Source organism: Actinoplanes sp. NPDC049265, from assembly GCF_043197135.1.
Lineage (GTDB): Bacteria > Actinomycetota > Actinomycetes > Mycobacteriales > Micromonosporaceae > Actinoplanes.
This window is the reverse complement of record NZ_JBICSP010000017.1, coordinates 17,263-31,885: the sequence shown is the minus strand read 5'-3', so window position 1 is coordinate 31,885 and position 14,623 is coordinate 17,263. Positions and strand designations below refer to the sequence as shown.

Genomic DNA, 14,623 nt, shown 5'->3' with positions numbered 1-14,623 from the left:
CGCGACAGCTCCTGGACCGGCCCGCGGAATTGCGGGGAGGGTCGGCGGGGTTGTACATCGGGTGCCCTGGGAGGATGGGCACTCATTACTCTCATTCGTCGTCGACACGGAGGTAGGCCGCACCGTGGCCCAGTACATCTACACGCTGGAGAAGGCGCGCAAGGCGCACGGCGACAAGGTCGTTCTCGACAACGTCACGCTGAGCTTCCTGCCCGGCGCCAAGATCGGCGTGGTCGGCCCCAACGGTGCCGGTAAGTCCACGCTGCTCAAGGTCATGGCCGGGCTCGAGACGCTGAGCAACGGCGAGGCCCGGCTGATGCCCGGGTACACCGTCGGCATGCTCGCGCAGGAACCCCCGCTCAACGACGAGAAGACCGTCCTCGGCAACATCGAGGAGGCCGTCGCCGAGACCAAGGCCAAGCTCGACCGGTTCAACTCCATCGCCGAGCAGATGGCCACCGACTACACCGACGAGCTCATGGAAGAGATGGGCAAGCTCCAGGAGCAGCTCGACAACGTCAACGCCTGGGATCTCGACTCCCAGCTCGAGCTGGCCATGGACGCGTTGCGCTGCCCGCCCCCGGAAGCCGACGTCACCCAGCTCTCCGGTGGTGAGCGCCGCCGGGTCGCCCTGTGCAAGCTGCTGCTCGAGGCGCCCGACCTGCTGCTGCTGGACGAGCCCACCAACCACCTGGACGCCGAGAGCGTGCAGTGGCTGGAACAGCACCTGGCCAAGTACGCCGGCACCGTCATCGCCATCACCCACGACCGGTACTTCCTGGACAACGTGGCCGGCTGGATCCTCGAGCTCGACCGCGGCCGGGCCATCGGCTACGAGGGCAACTACTCGACCTACCTCGACAAGAAGGCGCAGCGTCTGTCGGTCGAGGGCCGCAAGGACGCCAAGATGAAGCGGCGGCTGTCCGAGGAACTCGAGTGGGTCCGCTCGAACGCCAAGGCGCGGCAGACCAAGAGCAAGGCCCGCCTGGAGCGGTACGAGGAGATGGCCACCGAGGCGGAAAAGACCCGCAAGCTGGACTTCGAGGAGATCCAGATCCCGCCGGGTCCCCGTCTGGGCAACACGGTCATCGAGACCAACGAGCTGGTCAAGGGCTTCGACGGCCGTACGCTGATCAACCACCTGTCGTTCTCGCTGCCGCGCAACGGCATCGTCGGCATCATCGGCCCGAACGGCGTCGGCAAGACCACGCTGTTCAAGACCATCGTCGGGTTCGAGCAGCCGGACGCCGGCTCGGTCCGCGTCGGGGAGACCGTTTCCCTGTCGTACGTCGACCAGAACCGCTCCGGCCTCGACGGCGCCAAGACCGTCTGGGAGGTCGTCTCGGACGGCCTCGACCACCTGATGGTCGGCAAGGTCGAGATGCCGTCGCGCGCCTATGTCGCCGCGTTCGGCTTCAAGGGGCCCGACCAGCAGAAACCGGTCAAGGTGCTGTCCGGCGGCGAGCGCAACCGGCTCAACCTCGCGATGACGCTGAAGATCGGCGGCAACGTGATCCTGCTCGACGAACCGACCAACGACCTGGATGTGGAGACGCTCTCCAGCCTGGAGAACGCGCTGCTCGACTTCCCGGGCTGCGCGGTGGTCATCTCCCACGACCGGATGTTCCTGGACCGGGTCGCCACCCACATGCTCGCGTGGGAGGGCACCGAGGAGGAACCGGACAAGTGGTTCTGGTTCGAGGGCAACTTCGAGGCGTACGAGAAGAACAAGATCGACCGCCTCGGTGCCGAAGCGGCCCGCCCGCACCGCGTCACCTACCGCAAGCTCACCCGTGACTAGGTACGTCTACGACGCGGCCGTGCGCTGGTCCGACATGGACGTGTACGGCCACGTCAACAACGCGCGCTTCCTCACCCTGTACGAGGAGGCGCGCGTCGCCATGTTCTTCACCGCCGCCCGCGCCCAGGGCCTGACCTCGTTCGAGGAGGGCATCGTCATCGCCCGCCACGAGGTCGACTACCTGCGGCCGGTCGACTACGGACCGCGGCGCGAGGCGGGTGATCCAGCGTCGGTCGATTCCGGGGCCGGGTCTGCTGGGGCGGCTTCGTCGCCGCGGGTCCGCATCGAGATGTGGATCTCGCAACTGCGCGCGTCCCGCTTCACCGTGGCCTACGAGCTCTTCGACGAGGGCAACCTGGCTGGCCGGGCGAAGTCGGTCTGCGTGCCCTACAACCTGGCGGAGGGCTTCCCTCGGCGGCTGTCCGAGGCGGAACGGCACTTCCTCGAGCCGTACGTCGAAGAATGAGCCTGACCGGTATCCCGGACGCCGGCGCCTTCCTGGCCCGGCTGGTCCGGCTCGACCGTTCTGCCCCGGTGCGGCTGCGCCCGGCCGGGGAACGGGTGGCGCTGTGGGCCCGGCTGCCCTGGGATGTCATCGTCACCCGCGAGGTTTCCGGCACCGTCGAGAGCGACATCACGGTGTCCGCGGCCGAGCTTTTGTCGCATCTGTCGCGATCGGATCCCGAGTTGCCGGCGCGACGGGACACCGACTGGCGATGGCCGCTCCCGCCCGGCGGCGCGACAGTGGTCGAACGGGTGGCGGTGGCCGAGCTGAACCAGCTCGCGGCGGCCGCCGCCGGCACGTTGCGCGAGGTCACGGGGGGTGGACTGGGTCGTGCGGTGGGCCAGCGGGCCGTTCGTGACGCTCTGCTCGATCACGTCGCACTGGTGGTCACGCCCGGCCAGGGCGAGTCGGTGGAGATTCCGCAGCGGCTCGTTCAGGCGACCTCGCGGATGGGATTTCTCGGACCGGACGATGTGGAGGGTCCTGATGCGAGAGTGCTCGTCTCGGGACGCTGGGTGGGAGTTTCTGCACCATATGGAGTTGCATGGCTACAGCGGGTCAAGAAATTGACTGTTATGCCTATCTCCTCTCACCCGAAAGGGTGATGGCGTATCGGACAACCGGTCGCGCCCTCCGGTTGGGGGGATGACCTCCGAGATCTGTACGGGTAGCGTCCCTGCCCGAGGTCCCCGCTACGTCCGGCGGGCGACCTGCTGGGGAGCGAGGTGCACAACGATGCCGTGGTGGTCATGGCGTCCCGGGGCAACCGGGGGCGGCCGGGGTGAAGCCGGTGGCGAGGTCGCGTTGCAGAGCAGTGCGGGCGCCGTTCGCGTCGGAGTGCCGGCCCAGCGCGAACCCGGGCATGCGGCCGAGTTGTCCACCACGATCGAGTCGGGGGACCAGGTCCAGCCGGTCACCCTCGACCGCATCGGGAAAGCGCTCGATCTGCTCGACATCCGGTTCCTGGCCGACGGGGGCGGGAGCCTGCTGGCCATGTGGGAGCGGCACGCGGTGCTGTTCACCCTCGAAGGGCCGGACGACGAGATTCTGGTGATGCGGGCCCGGCCCCACTCGACGGTGCCACCGGACTGGGCCGATCGGGCCTACCGGGTGGTCAACGAGTGGAACCACACTCGGCGGTTCTGCAAGGCTTACGTGGGGGATCCCACGGAGCGGGGGCAGCTTCCCATTTACGCGGAGCTGCAGGTTCCCTTGAACTCCGGCGCGCATGACGCGCTGCTTGTGGAGATGCTCGATTGCGGGGCTGCCGTGGCCACGTCGTTTGTGGACTGGCTGCATGATGAAGGGGCTCTGCTGTAAGGGCGGGCCTGGTGGCTGGGCTGGTTGCATACGGCTGCTGAGTTGGCTGGTCGTCGCTTCGCTCCTCCGGCATTTCGCCCTGGGGGCGGCCTGCGACTTGGCCACGAAAAGCACTTCGGCTGCGCCTCGTACTCTTCGCGGCCAAGTCGCCGGCTGGGCGAAATGCGACTTGGTTGCGCTCTAGGACCCCGTGGGTGGGGGATCAGGTGAGCGGGAACATGCCTACTCGGCCGTGGTATTCCTTGCCCAGTTTGTCGGTGTCGGAGCCAACCAGCAGGCCGTTGGGGGTCGTGACCAGAGCCCGCGCACCCACGCCGCGAGAGCGGGTGGGGTCCCACGGGAGAGCCTTACCCGTGGTGGGGTTGAGGGCGCCGATGCCCTCGCGCTTGACCGCGCCGGGGCCTGGGCCTTTGGCGTCGGTGCCGTAGGGGTTGTCCAAGTAGCGCTGGTGGCCGCCTACGTAGACCGCGGCGCCGGTTACCGCGACCGCGTAGAGCGAGTCGCCGCCCGTGCGCTGGACCCAGGTCGGGTTGTGCTTACCCGCGCCCGCCACCTCGAATCGGGCCGCCGAGTCGCAGAGGGTGGTGGGGGAAGAGGCACGGCCGGTGGCCGCCACCACGAAGTAGGAGCCGTCGGGGGAGAACTTGACCTGGCGCAGGTACGTGTCGAAGCCCTCCATGCACTCGGGCTTGTAGGCGTCGGTGTACCAGCTGGACAAGGATGCCGTGGGACCGGAGACGTCGAACATGGCGATCTGGGTGCGGTCGGCGGTTCCGGACTTGAGCAGGGCGCCGATGGCTACCAGCTTGGTGCCGTCCGGAGTGATGTCGAAGTGCTCGACCCGGGTGCGGGCCAGGCCGGGGGCCGACAGTTTGGCGTCGAAGCCGGTGTCCACGGCGCCGGTCAAGGCGTTGATCCGCACCAAGCCCGCCCGTGCCGTGCCGTTGACGGCCGAGAAGGTGCCGCCGGCGTACAGCCACCGGCCCCGGACGGCCATCGCCCGGGTGTCGCCCCAGTTCTGCTTGGCCGTGAAATTGGCCTGCCGTGCGCTGCTGGTCAGCGAGACCCGGGCCAGGCCACGCTGGGCGGCGCCGTTGACGGTCTTGAACGCGCCGCCGACGTAGACCGTGTCGTCGGCGCCGGGCGCCAGGGCGTACACCGCGCCGTCGACGGTAGGGGCGAACGAGCGGACGGCGCCGTCGCTCAGGCCGTACGCGAAGATGTTGCGCCTTGCGTAGGTCTGCGTCCTGGCGCTGTTGGTGACCTTGGTGAAGCTGCCGCCGACGACGACCGTGTCACCGACCACCGTGATGGTCCACACCGTGCCGTCGAGCACATGAGGCGTGAAGTCGACCGGATTGTCGGAGACGATCCTGGACTGCGCCAGATCGGCGAAGGCCGGTGTCCCGGCGACGGTCAGGGCGGTCAGCGTCAATAACGCGGTGGCGGTGGCGGACAATCGTCGGCGCATGAGGGCGGCTCCATGGTCGGGTGGCGATCAACCGAACAACGAGCCAGGTACCGGCCTGGATGCGTTTTACCCTCTTACTCGGCGTTCACCATGAAATACGCAGCCCTTTCCAGATAGTCCCAGAGGGCCGAATAGTGCGGTTCGGGCAGGCCGAGCGAGTCGACCGCGGCCCGCATATGCGTGAGCCAGGCGTCCCGGGCCGCCGGCGTCACCTCGAACGGGGCATGGCGCATGCGCAGCCGCGGGTGCCCGCGCGACGCCGAGTAGGTGTTCGGGCCGCCCCAGTACTGCATCAGGAACAGGGTCAGCCGGTCGGCCGCCGGGCCCAGGTCCTCCTCCGGATACATCGGGCGGAGCAGGGGATCGGTGGCCACGCCCTCGTAGAACTTGTCGACCAGGCGCCGGAACGTCGGCTCACCGCCCACGGCCACGAAGAAACTGGCCTCCGCCACGGGTTCCGCGGGTTTGGGGGAGGACGGGGTGAGGGGCAGCTCTCGGGGTGCGGTCACGCATCCATCGTGCCAGCCGCCTCGCGTAAACGCGGACGGGCGGTGGGCGCGGGCTCCGGGACCGGCTCGGGGTGCAGAGCGGCGCGCGGCCAGCGCGCGGCCTGCAGCAGCATCAGGATCACGCCGGCGACGCTCCACAGCCCGACCACCACCGGAACGGGCGCGTGGTCGGCCAGGACGCCGGTGAGCAGGACCGCACCGCCCTGCGCGACCTGAAGGCCCTGCTGCACCACGCCGAACGCCCGCGCCCGGTAGCCGTGCGGCAGGCCGAGGACGAACTGCGTGTTCAGGGTCGGCATCAGTCCGCCCATCGCCGCGCCGGAGAGCAGCGTGAGCAGCACCACCATGGGGACCGGTGGCGAGGCCAGGGCCGGGATCAGCACCAGCGGGGCCAGCACGGTCAGCGGGCGGATCAGGCGGTGCCGGGTGGCCGGGCTGACCAGGCGGCCGGTGATCAGGCCGCCGATCACGAAACCGACCGGGCCCGCCGCCATGATCATGCCCTGGCTGACGCCCCGGCTCACCGACGCCGGATCGGCCTGCGCGGCCCACGCCGCGGCCAGGCCCTCGGGCACGATCGAGAACGCCGAGATGGAGAACGCGAGCAGGGCGATCGCCCGCAGGACGGGGCTGCCGAAGACCATCCGGAACCCGGCCGCGGACTCGCGCAGCAGGTGGGTGCGCTGTTCGGCCGGAACCGCGGGCGGTCGCGGTCGCACCCCGGCCGCGACCAGCAGTGCCGAGGCGGCGAACAGCGCGCCGACGACGATCATCGCCAGGTGCGGGTTCACCGCGGCCGAGACCGTCGCGCCGATCAGGTAGCCGCCGACCTGCGCGGCCTGGATCGTCGTGGCGTTCGCGGCCATGCCCACGACCAGCTGCGACCGGGTCAGCATGAGCGGCATCAGCGCCGAGCGCGCCGCCTGGATCGGCACGCTGGTCAGGGTCACCGCGAACAGCACGGCGAGGATCGCCGGCCACGGCACGCCGGGAACGACCAGGACAAGAATCATCGCAGTACGAGCCAGGTCGCCGAGGACCATGACCGATCGGTACGAGTGCCGCTCGGCCAGCGCCGACAGCAGCGGCCCGAACAGCAGCCAGGGTAGGTAGCTGGTGGCGAAGGCCGCCGCCGACAGCATGACCGACTCGGTCGCCTGGAAGACCAGCACGGTGATCGCGGCCCGGGCCAGGTAGTCGCCGATCCAGGAGGCGATCAGGGCGAGATAGGCAGCGCGGTACTCGGACACGGCGAAGACGTCCCGGAATGTCACCGGTCGGTCGTCGGTCACCCGGCCCCCGCTTCCCGTCGACAGGCACGCGTACTTGAGGCTGCACGTGCAGATGCTCTGTGCGGGATTCTGCCCGATCGGCCGACTCGTGGCTAGGGCGTACGGCTGGATTAGTCCTCAAACGGGCGAGAAGGGACATCGCCCGTTCGTGTCTTTTACTGGGGACCGCCCGTTTCACTGGCCGTGCCGTAGGGCGCCGCCGGGCGGGGGAGCAGACGCGAGGCGGCGATCCGGCCGGAGATGCCCGAGCTGTCCAGCGCGTCGCTCAGCGCCCGGCGCAACTCGCGCTGCACCGAGATCTGCCCGTCCGCGGTGGTCTTGGCGATGGTCCGGATCGTGGCGCCGTCGACCGTGATCGTCTCGACGCCGACCACGTCCGGCGGTTCCAGGAACTCGGTGGCGTGATCCGGTTGCTCGGCGACGCGCAGGGCGGCCGTACGCATCACCGCGATCGCCTCCTCCGCGCCGACGAAGCCGATCGGGATGTCGATCACCACCATGGCCCAGCCCTGACTCTTGTTGCCGACCCGCAGGATCTCGCCGTTCCGCACATACCAGAGCACGCCGCGCGCGTCGCGAACCGTGGTGATCCGCAGGCCGACCGACTCCACCACGCCGCTGGCGTCGCCGAGGTCGACCGAGTCGCCCACCCCGTACTGGTCCTCGAGCAGCATGAACAGGCCGGCGATCAGGTCCTTGACCAGGCTCTGGGAGCCGAAACCGAGCGCCACGCCGACGATGCCGGCGCTGGCCAGCAGGGGTGCCAGGTCGAAGCCGAACTCACTCATCACCAGCAGCACGGCGATGGTGAACACGATCGCGGTCACGAAGCTGCGCAGCACCGATCCGATCGCCTCGGCCCGCTGCCGCCGGCGTTCCGGGATGAACTGGCCCTCCTCGGCCGAGGCCTCGGTCCGTTCCTTCAACGGCCTGAGCAGCGCCGGCATCGACGCGCGGGAGGTGCTCGTGGTCAGCCGGCGGATCGCCCGGTGCAGGATCCAGCGGATCAGCATCGCGGCCAGGATGATCCCGATCACCCGCAGCGGCTTCACGATGATCAGGAAGCTGCTGTTGGCCAGCCACTGATTGCCGGTCATCTCGTACACCTGACGGCACAACGCGTCGGCGTTGCAGCCCTTGGTGATGTCCTCGATGCTCGGCGAGAAGTCGACGCTCGGGGTGGACGGACCGGGTGGTGTGGGAGCTAAGGGCAACACGGGAGACCACCGTACCGGCGGCGGCTGAACCGCTAATCCGCATGGGTGACCTCAGACGTTTACCGCCCGGCCACAGATTGTGCTCGCAATTCCGTCAACCATCAGGGACTATTGGCCCACGGGTACCGGAGATCGCCGGGCTTCCCCGGCGTCATGTCCAGCACACGTAACAAGCTAAACGGGAGCGGTGAGCAGCAACACACCTGAAAGGTGATCGCGATGCCTGACATACGACCCATAGTGGGCTCTTCCGCGTTGGTTCTGAACGCTACCTACGAGCCGCTGTGCGTCGTATCGGTGCGTCGAGCGACCATCCTGGTGCTGACCGCCAAGGCTGAGTGCGTCTCCGACGGTGACGGGTTGCTGCACAGCGCCCATCACACGCTGCCCGTCCCGTGCGTGGTCCGCCTCACCCGCTACGTCAGGGTGCCGTACCGCACCCACATCGGCCTCTCCCGCCGGGCCATCTTCGCCCGCGACGGCGGCCGCTGCGCCTACTGCCGCGGCTCGGCCGAGACCATCGACCACGTCTTCCCGCGCAGCCGCGGTGGCCTGCACGCCTGGGAAAACGTCGTGGCCGCGTGCGCCAAGTGCAACCACAGCAAGGGCGACAAGACGCCGGCCGAGCTGGGCTGGCGGCTCCACCAGGCCCCGGCCGCCCCGCGCGGCGTGGCCTGGCGGGTCCTCGGCCACCGCACCCCCGACCCGCGCTGGGCCGACTGGCTCGACCTGCCCGCGGTCCCCGAGGCCGAGGCCGCCTAGCGTTTCCTGGTGCCGGTCAGGCTGGCGAAGACCACGATGTTGTCGCTGTAGCCGCGGCTGCCGCCCAGCCACTCGCCGCCGCACGTCACCAGGCGCAGCGACGGGCGAGAATAGTCGCCGTACACGCGCTTGATCGGCAGTTTCGCCTTGCCGTAGTTCTCCACCGAGTTGACCGTGAACTGCGCCACCTCGCGGTCGTCCCGCAGCACCTCGACGACCTGGCCGGGCTTGAGCTTGGCCAGGCTGTGGAACACCGAAGGCCCGGTGCGGGTGTCCGCGTGCCCGACGATCAGCGCCGGACCGAACTGCCCCGGCGTCGGACCCTGGCCGAACCAGCCGGCCTCGTTGTGGCGCTGCAGCGGCGGCACGTCGACCGAGCCGTCCTTGGCCAGCCCCACCTCGAGGATCGGCGCCTCCACCTTGATCGACGGGATGGTCAGCCGCAGCGGGCGGCTCGGCTCCAGCACCGGGAACGCGCGCGGCGGCGGCTTGTCGGGCCCCCGGAACCAGCCGCCGATGTCGATCACCGTGGCGTTGCCCAGGCCCATGCCGACGCCGAACAAACCCAGAAAGACCAGGCCGCCGGCGATCCAGCCGATCGGCAACCGGCGGCCGCGTGCGTTGAGGGCTTTTCCAGGCTTGGGTACGCGGGGGAAGCGCCGCCTCGGCGGGGCGTCGCCGGCCGGGGGCTGTGGCCGCGGCGCGTCGCCGGCCGGGGGCGGATGGGCCGGGGGCCGGGCCGGCGGGTCGATCTCGGGCGGGCGCTGCCGGGGCACCACGATCTCGGCCGGGCGCTTGCGGCGCACCGACTCCGGCAGGCGGGCCGGACTCATCAGCCCAGGCGCCGGCGGCGGGCGGCGTACACGGCCAGCGCTATCCCGGCCACTATCGCGCCGGCGCCCCCACCGATCATCAACGGCGCCTGCCGCCCCGGCGCGGTGCCGCCCCCACCGGTGGCCGGCCCCTGCGCGGGCTCGATCCGGGCCACCACGTGCAGGACGGCCGTGGCCGAACTCTTATCGGGGCAGCGCAGGGTCACACGGTAGTCGCCGGCCTTGGTCGACCGGGCCACTCGCGTGGTCGCCGTGAGGAAGCCGAAACTGGGCTTGACCTGGATGGAACCCCACGGCTCGGCCTCCACCGTGGCCGGGTTCAGGTTGTCGGTGCAGCTCGCCCGCAGGCCCACCTCGTCACCCGGGCGCACCGTGCTCGGGTTCATCTCCACGAAGACGGCGGCGGCCGCGGTGGCGGCGGAGGGCACAGACAGGATCAGCACGGCGGCGGCCGCGACGGCGGCGAACATCGATCTGCGCATGGGCTCCCCCTCGGACACGATCTTCCGCGAACGGCGCGTGAGGGTGATTTTCGCACCTCCCGGCGCATTCCGCGTAGATCCTTCGGGGGTGAAGAAGCAGGAAGAGACCCGACGCGGTGGGAGGGACCGCACTCCGCTACCGTGAAGGCGTGTCCGTGTTGAGCACCGTTCTGGTCTACCTGCTGATCCCGCTCGCGGTCGTCGCGATCGTGGTCATGCTGGCCCGTGCCGGCAGCAGCGCCGGGCGGCCCACGCGTCGCTACCGGCCCGGCCGGCCCTACGACTTCGCGCCGACGTGGTTCCTGTCCGCGCCCGAGCGCACAGGGCCCGCCGCCGGCGCCGGCACCGCGCCTGCCATCGAGGCGGGGGTAATCGAGGACTCGTCCGGCCGGCCCGTTCGGCCCGGTCCGGTTGGAGGCGCAAGTGACCGCTGGTGAAACCGTCGCCCTCTCCTCCACCACGGGTGTGGACGGGCCCGAGGGTCACTCGCACGAGCCGCATCCGTCCAGCCCGGTGGAGTCCCCGGGTGGGCCGACGCTGACCGAGGCCACGGCCGATGCGCTCGATGGGCCGTTCACCACCCGGCAGCTGCTGCGGCTGGATGAGGCTCTGCGGGTCGCCGACCAGCAGACGGGGCTGATCTTCAGCGTTTACGTGGGAGAACTGGCCGAGCCGGTTCGCGAGACGGCTGAGGGGCTGCACCGGCAGATCGAGGGGGCGGCCCGGGCTGTGCTGGTGGCTGTTTCGCCCAACCAGCGGGTGCTGGAGATTGTCACCGGGAGTGACGTGCGGAAGCGGATCTCCGATCGGGATGCGAAGCTGGCCGCTCTTTCCATGGCGGCGTCGTTCGCGGGTGGGGATCTGGCGGGGGGCGTGCTCGCTGGGCTCGATCAGTTGGCTACGCACGCGGGGAAGCACTGACCCCACGCGGGGAAGCACTGACCGCGCGCGAGGGAGCACTGACCGCGCGCGGGGGAATATTTACGCTGGGCGGGTAGGTCCAGTGGGAGTGGCTGGGCTGGGTGCACGCGGCTGCTGAGTTGGCTGGTCGTCGCTTCGCTCCTCCGGCATTTCGCCCTGGGGGCGGCCGGCGACTTGGCCACGAAAAGCACTTCGGCTGCGCCTCGTACTTTTCGCGGCCAAGTCGCCGGCTGGGCGAAATGCGACTTTGGTTGCGCTCTAGAACCCCGTGGGTGAGTGGGGGCGGTGGGTGCTGAGTCCAGGTTTGGATGTGCTTGGGTCCGTGGGGTGTGGGGCGGCTAAGTCCAGGTTGAAGGGGCTAACCGTACGGGGTACGGGTCAGTGAGCTGGACTAGATTTGGCGGGGTCACTGACTGCTGCAAGTCGTAGCCCTGGTTGGTCAGGGTGTGGGTGTGGACTGTGGGGCCGCTGGAGATTCGCCAGAAGTGGGGGATGGCGGCCTCGGCGTACAGGGAAGGTTTCAGGAGGCGGTCGTAGCGGGCGCTGGTGGGGTCCTCGACCTCTATCACCAGGGCTACGTCGGTGGGGGTGGCCCAGACTGTGCCGGATGAGTCGGGGCGCAGGACTGTCACGTCGGGGATCAGGCGGTGGGGGCCGAAGGCCAGGCCCAGGCGGGGGCAGACCCACCAGCCCTCGGGGGCGGCGCCGCGCAGCGTGGTGATCACCGCTTGGACTATGGCCTCGTGCGGCTGGTCCAAGGGCGGGGTCACGTGGAGGCTGCCGTCGACTATTTCGTAGCGGTGGCCGTCCTGGGGGAACAGGCGCAGGTCGGGCTCGGTCCACGGGCCCTCGGGAGCCGTCCAGCGGGCCACTGTCGTCACACACCCAGCGTACGCACGCTGGGTGGTGACGAAGTGACGATCAGGCTGTTGCGGTGTCCTTTTTGCGAGCCCGCAGGGCACGGACGACGCCGTCGCGGCCCTCGGCGACCAGGCGGCGCAGGGACGGGTTGTGGCCCTCGGTGGAGAGCCAGGCGTCCGTCTGGGCCACTGTTTCGTCGCTGACCTGGTAGGCCGGGTAGGCCATCATGACGAACTCCTGAGCCGGCTCGCTGTCCGAGCGCTTCCAGACCGTGTCGATCACGTCGAAGAAGCGCTGGGCGTAGGGCTTGGTCAGCTCGATCTGGGTCGAGTGTTGGAAACCCTGGAGCAGCGAACGGTGCAGCCAGTTGGGGAGTTCCTCGTCGCCGGTCAGGCGCGACCACACCTCGGCCTTGTTCTCCGCGGTCGGCAGCAGGGCCCGGGCGTACGCGGCCTCGCGTTCCCCGCTGGCCGTGCGGTCATTGTCGAGCTCGTACCCGATCTGCTCGTCCGTCGCCTCGCCCCGCGCGGCCAGAGCCTGCAGCAGCGACCAGCGCAGCTCGGTGTCGACGGTCAGGCCCTCGGGCACGCCCTCGCCGTTCAGCCAGCCGCGCAGGGCGGTGAGGTCGCCGGCGCCGCGGCCGGACGCGATGTAGGCGCGGGCCCAGGCCAGCTGGAAACCGCTGCCCGGTGTCGCCGCCGCGAGGGCGGTATGCGCGACCTCGGCCAGCTTGGCCCAGCCGGACGGCGCCCAGGCCGGGTCGGCGTACATGGTCAGAGCGGTCTGGGTCTGGCGCAGGGTCGCGGTGACCAGGTTGATGTCCTTCTCGGCGGGCAGGCCGCTGCAGGCCAGGGCCACATAGTCGCGGGTGGCCAGCTCGGCGTCGCGGACCATGTCCCAAGCGGCGGCCCAGCACAGGGCCCGGGCCAGGGAGGAGTCGAAGCCGGCGATGTGGTCGACCACGGCGGCCATCGAGCGATCGTCCAGGCGGAGCTTGGCGTAGGTCAGGTCGTCGTCGTTGAGCAGGAGGACGTCGGCGGCGGGCCGGCCGGTGAGCTGGGTGATCTCGGTACGTTCGCCGGTCACGTCCAGTTCCAGCAGCTCCCGGCGGACCAGCTGGTCGCCCCGCCGGTCGTAGAGGCCCACGCCGATGCGGTGGGTGCGGAACGTCGGGTACTCGGCCGGTGCCTCCTGCTGGACCACCACGTTGGCGTACGTGCCGTCGGCGGCGATCTCGACCACCGGGCGCAGGGTGTTGACCTGGGCGGTCTCCAGCCACTGGGCGGCGAACTTGCGCAGTTCGCGGCCGGACGCGGCCTCCAGCTCGGTCAGCAGGTCGTCGAAGGTCGCGTTGGACCACATGTGCTTGCCGAAGTAGGCGCGCAGGCCGGCCCGGAAGGAGTCCAGCCCGACGTAGGCGACCAGCTGCTTGATCACGCTGGCGCCCTTGGCGTACGTGATGCCGTCGAAGTTGACCTCGACCGCTTCCAGGTCGGGCATCTCGCAGTACACCGGGTGGGTGGAGGAGAGCTGGTCCTGGCGGTAGCCCCAGTTCTTCCGGATGGACAGGAACGTCGTCCAGGCGTCGGTGAACCGGGTGGCGCTGGTGTTGCACCAGTGGCTGGCCCACTCGGCGAACGACTCGTTCAGCCACAGGTCGTTCCACCAGCGCATGGTGACCAGGTCGCCGAACCACATGTGGGCCAGCTCGTGCAGGATCGTGTTGGCGCGCTGCTCGTACTCGAAGTCGGTGACCTGCGACCGGAAGATGTAGTGGGCCTCGGCGTGGGTGACGCAGCCGAAGTTCTCCATCGCGCCGGCGTTGAAGTCGGGCACCCACAGCTGGTCGTACTTGGGCAGCGGGTAGCGCACGCCGAACTGCTCGTGGAAGAAGTCGAAGCCCTGCTTGGTGACGTTGAAGATGTCGTCCGCGTCGAGGTATTGCTTCATCGACTGGCGGACGAACGCGCCCAGCGAGATGCCGTCGTGCTCGTCGCGGACCTCGTGGTACGGCCCCGCGCACAGCGCCGTGATGTACGAGCTCATCCGGACTGACGGCGGGAAGTGCACGGTCTTGGCGCCGACCCCGGCCTTGGCCTCGGTGTCGACCGGCATGTTGGAGATCACCCGCCAGTGGCCCGGGACTGTCGCGTGCCAGGTGTAGACGCTCTTCAGGTCGGGCTGGTCGAAGCAGGCGAAGACCCGCTGCGCGTCGGCCGTCTCGAACTGGCTGTAGAGGTAGATCTCCTTGTCGACCGGGTCCATGCTGCGCTGCAGGCCCTGACCACTGGCCGAGTACGCGAAGTCGGCGTCCACCACCAGCGTGTTGCTCGCGGCCAGCCCGGTGAGCGTCAGTCCCGCCTCGGCCGACCAGCCGGACAGGTCTACCGGTGTCCCGTTCAGCGTGGCCGACCGGATGCCGCTCGCGGCCACCTCGATGAAGGTCTCGGCGCCGGGCTCACCACAGGTGAACCTGACCTCGGTGGTGGAGCGGAAGGTGACCTCGCCCGGGTTGCCCGAGCCGTCGGTCAGGTCGAGGGTGATGTCGTACCCGTCGACCTCGAGCAGGCGGGCCCGCTCGGCGGCCTCGACCTGGGTCAGGTTACGAACTCCGGCCACGATCACTCCATTCGCATCGCAAAGGACCGA

The 14,623-nt window shown here is 69.6% G+C and carries 15 protein-coding genes; 7 read left to right on the top strand and 8 right to left on the bottom strand.

Going from position 1 to position 14,623, the window contains the following annotated elements; all coding sequences use genetic code 11:
- The first annotated feature begins 124 nt into the window (after positions 1-124).
- The 4 genes from ettA to ACGFIO_RS32610 all read left to right on the top strand — a co-directional run bounded on the left by ettA (position 125) and on the right by ACGFIO_RS32610 (position 3,626).
- A complete protein-coding gene (ettA, locus tag ACGFIO_RS32625; protein ID WP_392832124.1) occupies positions 125-1,801 on the top strand; it encodes an energy-dependent translational throttle protein EttA in 1,677 nt (558 codons plus the stop codon).
- Entirely contained in the window at positions 1,794-2,267 is a 474-nt protein-coding gene (locus tag ACGFIO_RS32620; RefSeq protein WP_392832122.1) for an acyl-CoA thioesterase, read from the top strand. Before ettA ends, ACGFIO_RS32620 begins: the two co-directional genes overlap by 8 nt.
- On the top strand, positions 2,264-2,911 hold the full coding sequence (locus ACGFIO_RS32615) for a hypothetical protein (protein ID WP_392832119.1): 648 nt from the start codon (positions 2,264-2,266) through the stop codon (positions 2,909-2,911). The genes ACGFIO_RS32620 and ACGFIO_RS32615 overlap by 4 nt, the downstream gene beginning before the upstream one ends.
- A gap of 130 nt (positions 2,912-3,041) precedes the next feature.
- The gene (locus ACGFIO_RS32610; protein ID WP_392832116.1) at positions 3,042-3,626 is read left to right on the top strand and encodes a YbjN domain-containing protein; all 585 of its coding nucleotides are present in this window, start codon (positions 3,042-3,044) and stop codon (positions 3,624-3,626) included.
- Positions 3,627-3,828: 202 nt separating this feature from the next.
- Here ACGFIO_RS32610 and ACGFIO_RS32605 read toward each other — a convergent pair whose 3' ends face one another.
- From ACGFIO_RS32605 to ACGFIO_RS32590, 4 genes are all read right to left on the bottom strand, one after another.
- Complete coding sequence (locus ACGFIO_RS32605; RefSeq protein ID WP_392832113.1) at positions 3,829-5,097, bottom strand: PKD domain containing protein; 1,269 nt, start codon at positions 5,095-5,097, stop codon at positions 3,829-3,831.
- 74 nt (positions 5,098-5,171) lie between these two features.
- On the bottom strand, positions 5,172-5,606 hold the full coding sequence (locus ACGFIO_RS32600) for a globin (RefSeq protein WP_392832110.1): 435 nt from the start codon (positions 5,604-5,606) through the stop codon (positions 5,172-5,174).
- On the bottom strand, positions 5,603-6,898 hold the full coding sequence (locus tag ACGFIO_RS32595) for an MFS transporter (RefSeq protein WP_392832107.1): 1,296 nt from the start codon (positions 6,896-6,898) through the stop codon (positions 5,603-5,605). Before ACGFIO_RS32595 ends, ACGFIO_RS32600 begins: the two co-directional genes overlap by 4 nt.
- A gap of 155 nt (positions 6,899-7,053) precedes the next feature.
- Entirely contained in the window at positions 7,054-8,115 is a 1,062-nt protein-coding gene (locus ACGFIO_RS32590) for a mechanosensitive ion channel family protein (protein WP_392832104.1), read from the bottom strand.
- A gap of 219 nt (positions 8,116-8,334) precedes the next feature.
- Here ACGFIO_RS32590 and ACGFIO_RS32585 point away from each other — a divergent pair, with 219 nt between their 5' ends.
- The gene (locus ACGFIO_RS32585; protein ID WP_392832102.1) at positions 8,335-8,877 is read left to right on the top strand and encodes an HNH endonuclease; all 543 of its coding nucleotides are present in this window, start codon (positions 8,335-8,337) and stop codon (positions 8,875-8,877) included.
- On the opposite strand, the gene ACGFIO_RS32580 is transcribed toward ACGFIO_RS32585, so the two are convergent.
- Both ACGFIO_RS32580 and ACGFIO_RS32575 read right to left on the bottom strand, forming a co-directional pair.
- Entirely contained in the window at positions 8,874-9,710 is an 837-nt protein-coding gene (locus tag ACGFIO_RS32580) for a class F sortase (protein WP_392832099.1), read from the bottom strand. The two genes, ACGFIO_RS32585 and ACGFIO_RS32580, sit on opposite strands and share 4 nt — an antisense overlap.
- A complete protein-coding gene (locus ACGFIO_RS32575; protein ID WP_392832098.1) occupies positions 9,710-10,192 on the bottom strand; it encodes a hypothetical protein in 483 nt (160 codons plus the stop codon). Before ACGFIO_RS32575 ends, ACGFIO_RS32580 begins: the two co-directional genes overlap by 1 nt.
- Before the next feature lie 149 nt (positions 10,193-10,341).
- On the opposite strand from ACGFIO_RS32575, the gene ACGFIO_RS32570 reads away from it, so the two are divergent.
- Together ACGFIO_RS32570 and ACGFIO_RS32565 are read left to right on the top strand one after the other, a co-directional pair.
- Positions 10,342-10,629 carry a hypothetical protein gene (locus tag ACGFIO_RS32570; protein WP_392832097.1) on the top strand — a complete coding sequence of 96 codons (288 nt, stop codon included), beginning with the start codon at positions 10,342-10,344 and terminating at the stop codon, positions 10,627-10,629.
- Positions 10,630-10,705: 76 nt separating this feature from the next.
- Entirely contained in the window at positions 10,706-11,113 is a 408-nt protein-coding gene (locus ACGFIO_RS32565) for a DUF5130 family protein (RefSeq protein WP_392832478.1), read from the top strand.
- A gap of 338 nt (positions 11,114-11,451) precedes the next feature.
- Here ACGFIO_RS32565 and ACGFIO_RS32560 read toward each other — a convergent pair whose 3' ends face one another.
- Both ACGFIO_RS32560 and pepN read right to left on the bottom strand, forming a co-directional pair.
- Positions 11,452-11,994 carry a Uma2 family endonuclease gene (locus ACGFIO_RS32560; protein ID WP_392832095.1) on the bottom strand — a complete coding sequence of 181 codons (543 nt, stop codon included), beginning with the start codon at positions 11,992-11,994 and terminating at the stop codon, positions 11,452-11,454.
- Between the two features lie 40 nt (positions 11,995-12,034).
- Positions 12,035-14,593, bottom strand: a complete 2,559-nt coding sequence (gene pepN, locus ACGFIO_RS32555; protein WP_392832092.1) for an aminopeptidase N — start codon at positions 14,591-14,593, stop codon at positions 12,035-12,037.
- Between the last annotated feature and the right edge of the window lie 30 nt (positions 14,594-14,623).

What these genes read in the sequence shown, in the direction of transcription:
- ACGFIO_RS32615 (WP_392832119.1), top strand. Translation starts at nt 2,264, where the DNA reads ATGAGCCTGACCGGTATCCCGGACGCCGGCGCCTTCCTGGCCCGGCTG.
- ACGFIO_RS32610 (WP_392832116.1), top strand. Translation starts at nt 3,042, where the DNA reads ATGCCGTGGTGGTCATGGCGTCCCGGGGCAACCGGGGGCGGCCGGGGT.
- ACGFIO_RS32605 (WP_392832113.1), bottom strand. Translation starts at nt 5,097, where the DNA reads ATGCGCCGACGATTGTCCGCCACCGCCACCGCGTTATTGACGCTGACC.
- ACGFIO_RS32585 (WP_392832102.1), top strand. Translation starts at nt 8,335, where the DNA reads ATGCCTGACATACGACCCATAGTGGGCTCTTCCGCGTTGGTTCTGAAC.
- ACGFIO_RS32580 (WP_392832099.1), bottom strand. Translation starts at nt 9,710, where the DNA reads ATGAGTCCGGCCCGCCTGCCGGAGTCGGTGCGCCGCAAGCGCCCGGCC.
- ACGFIO_RS32575 (WP_392832098.1), bottom strand. Translation starts at nt 10,192, where the DNA reads ATGCGCAGATCGATGTTCGCCGCCGTCGCGGCCGCCGCCGTGCTGATC.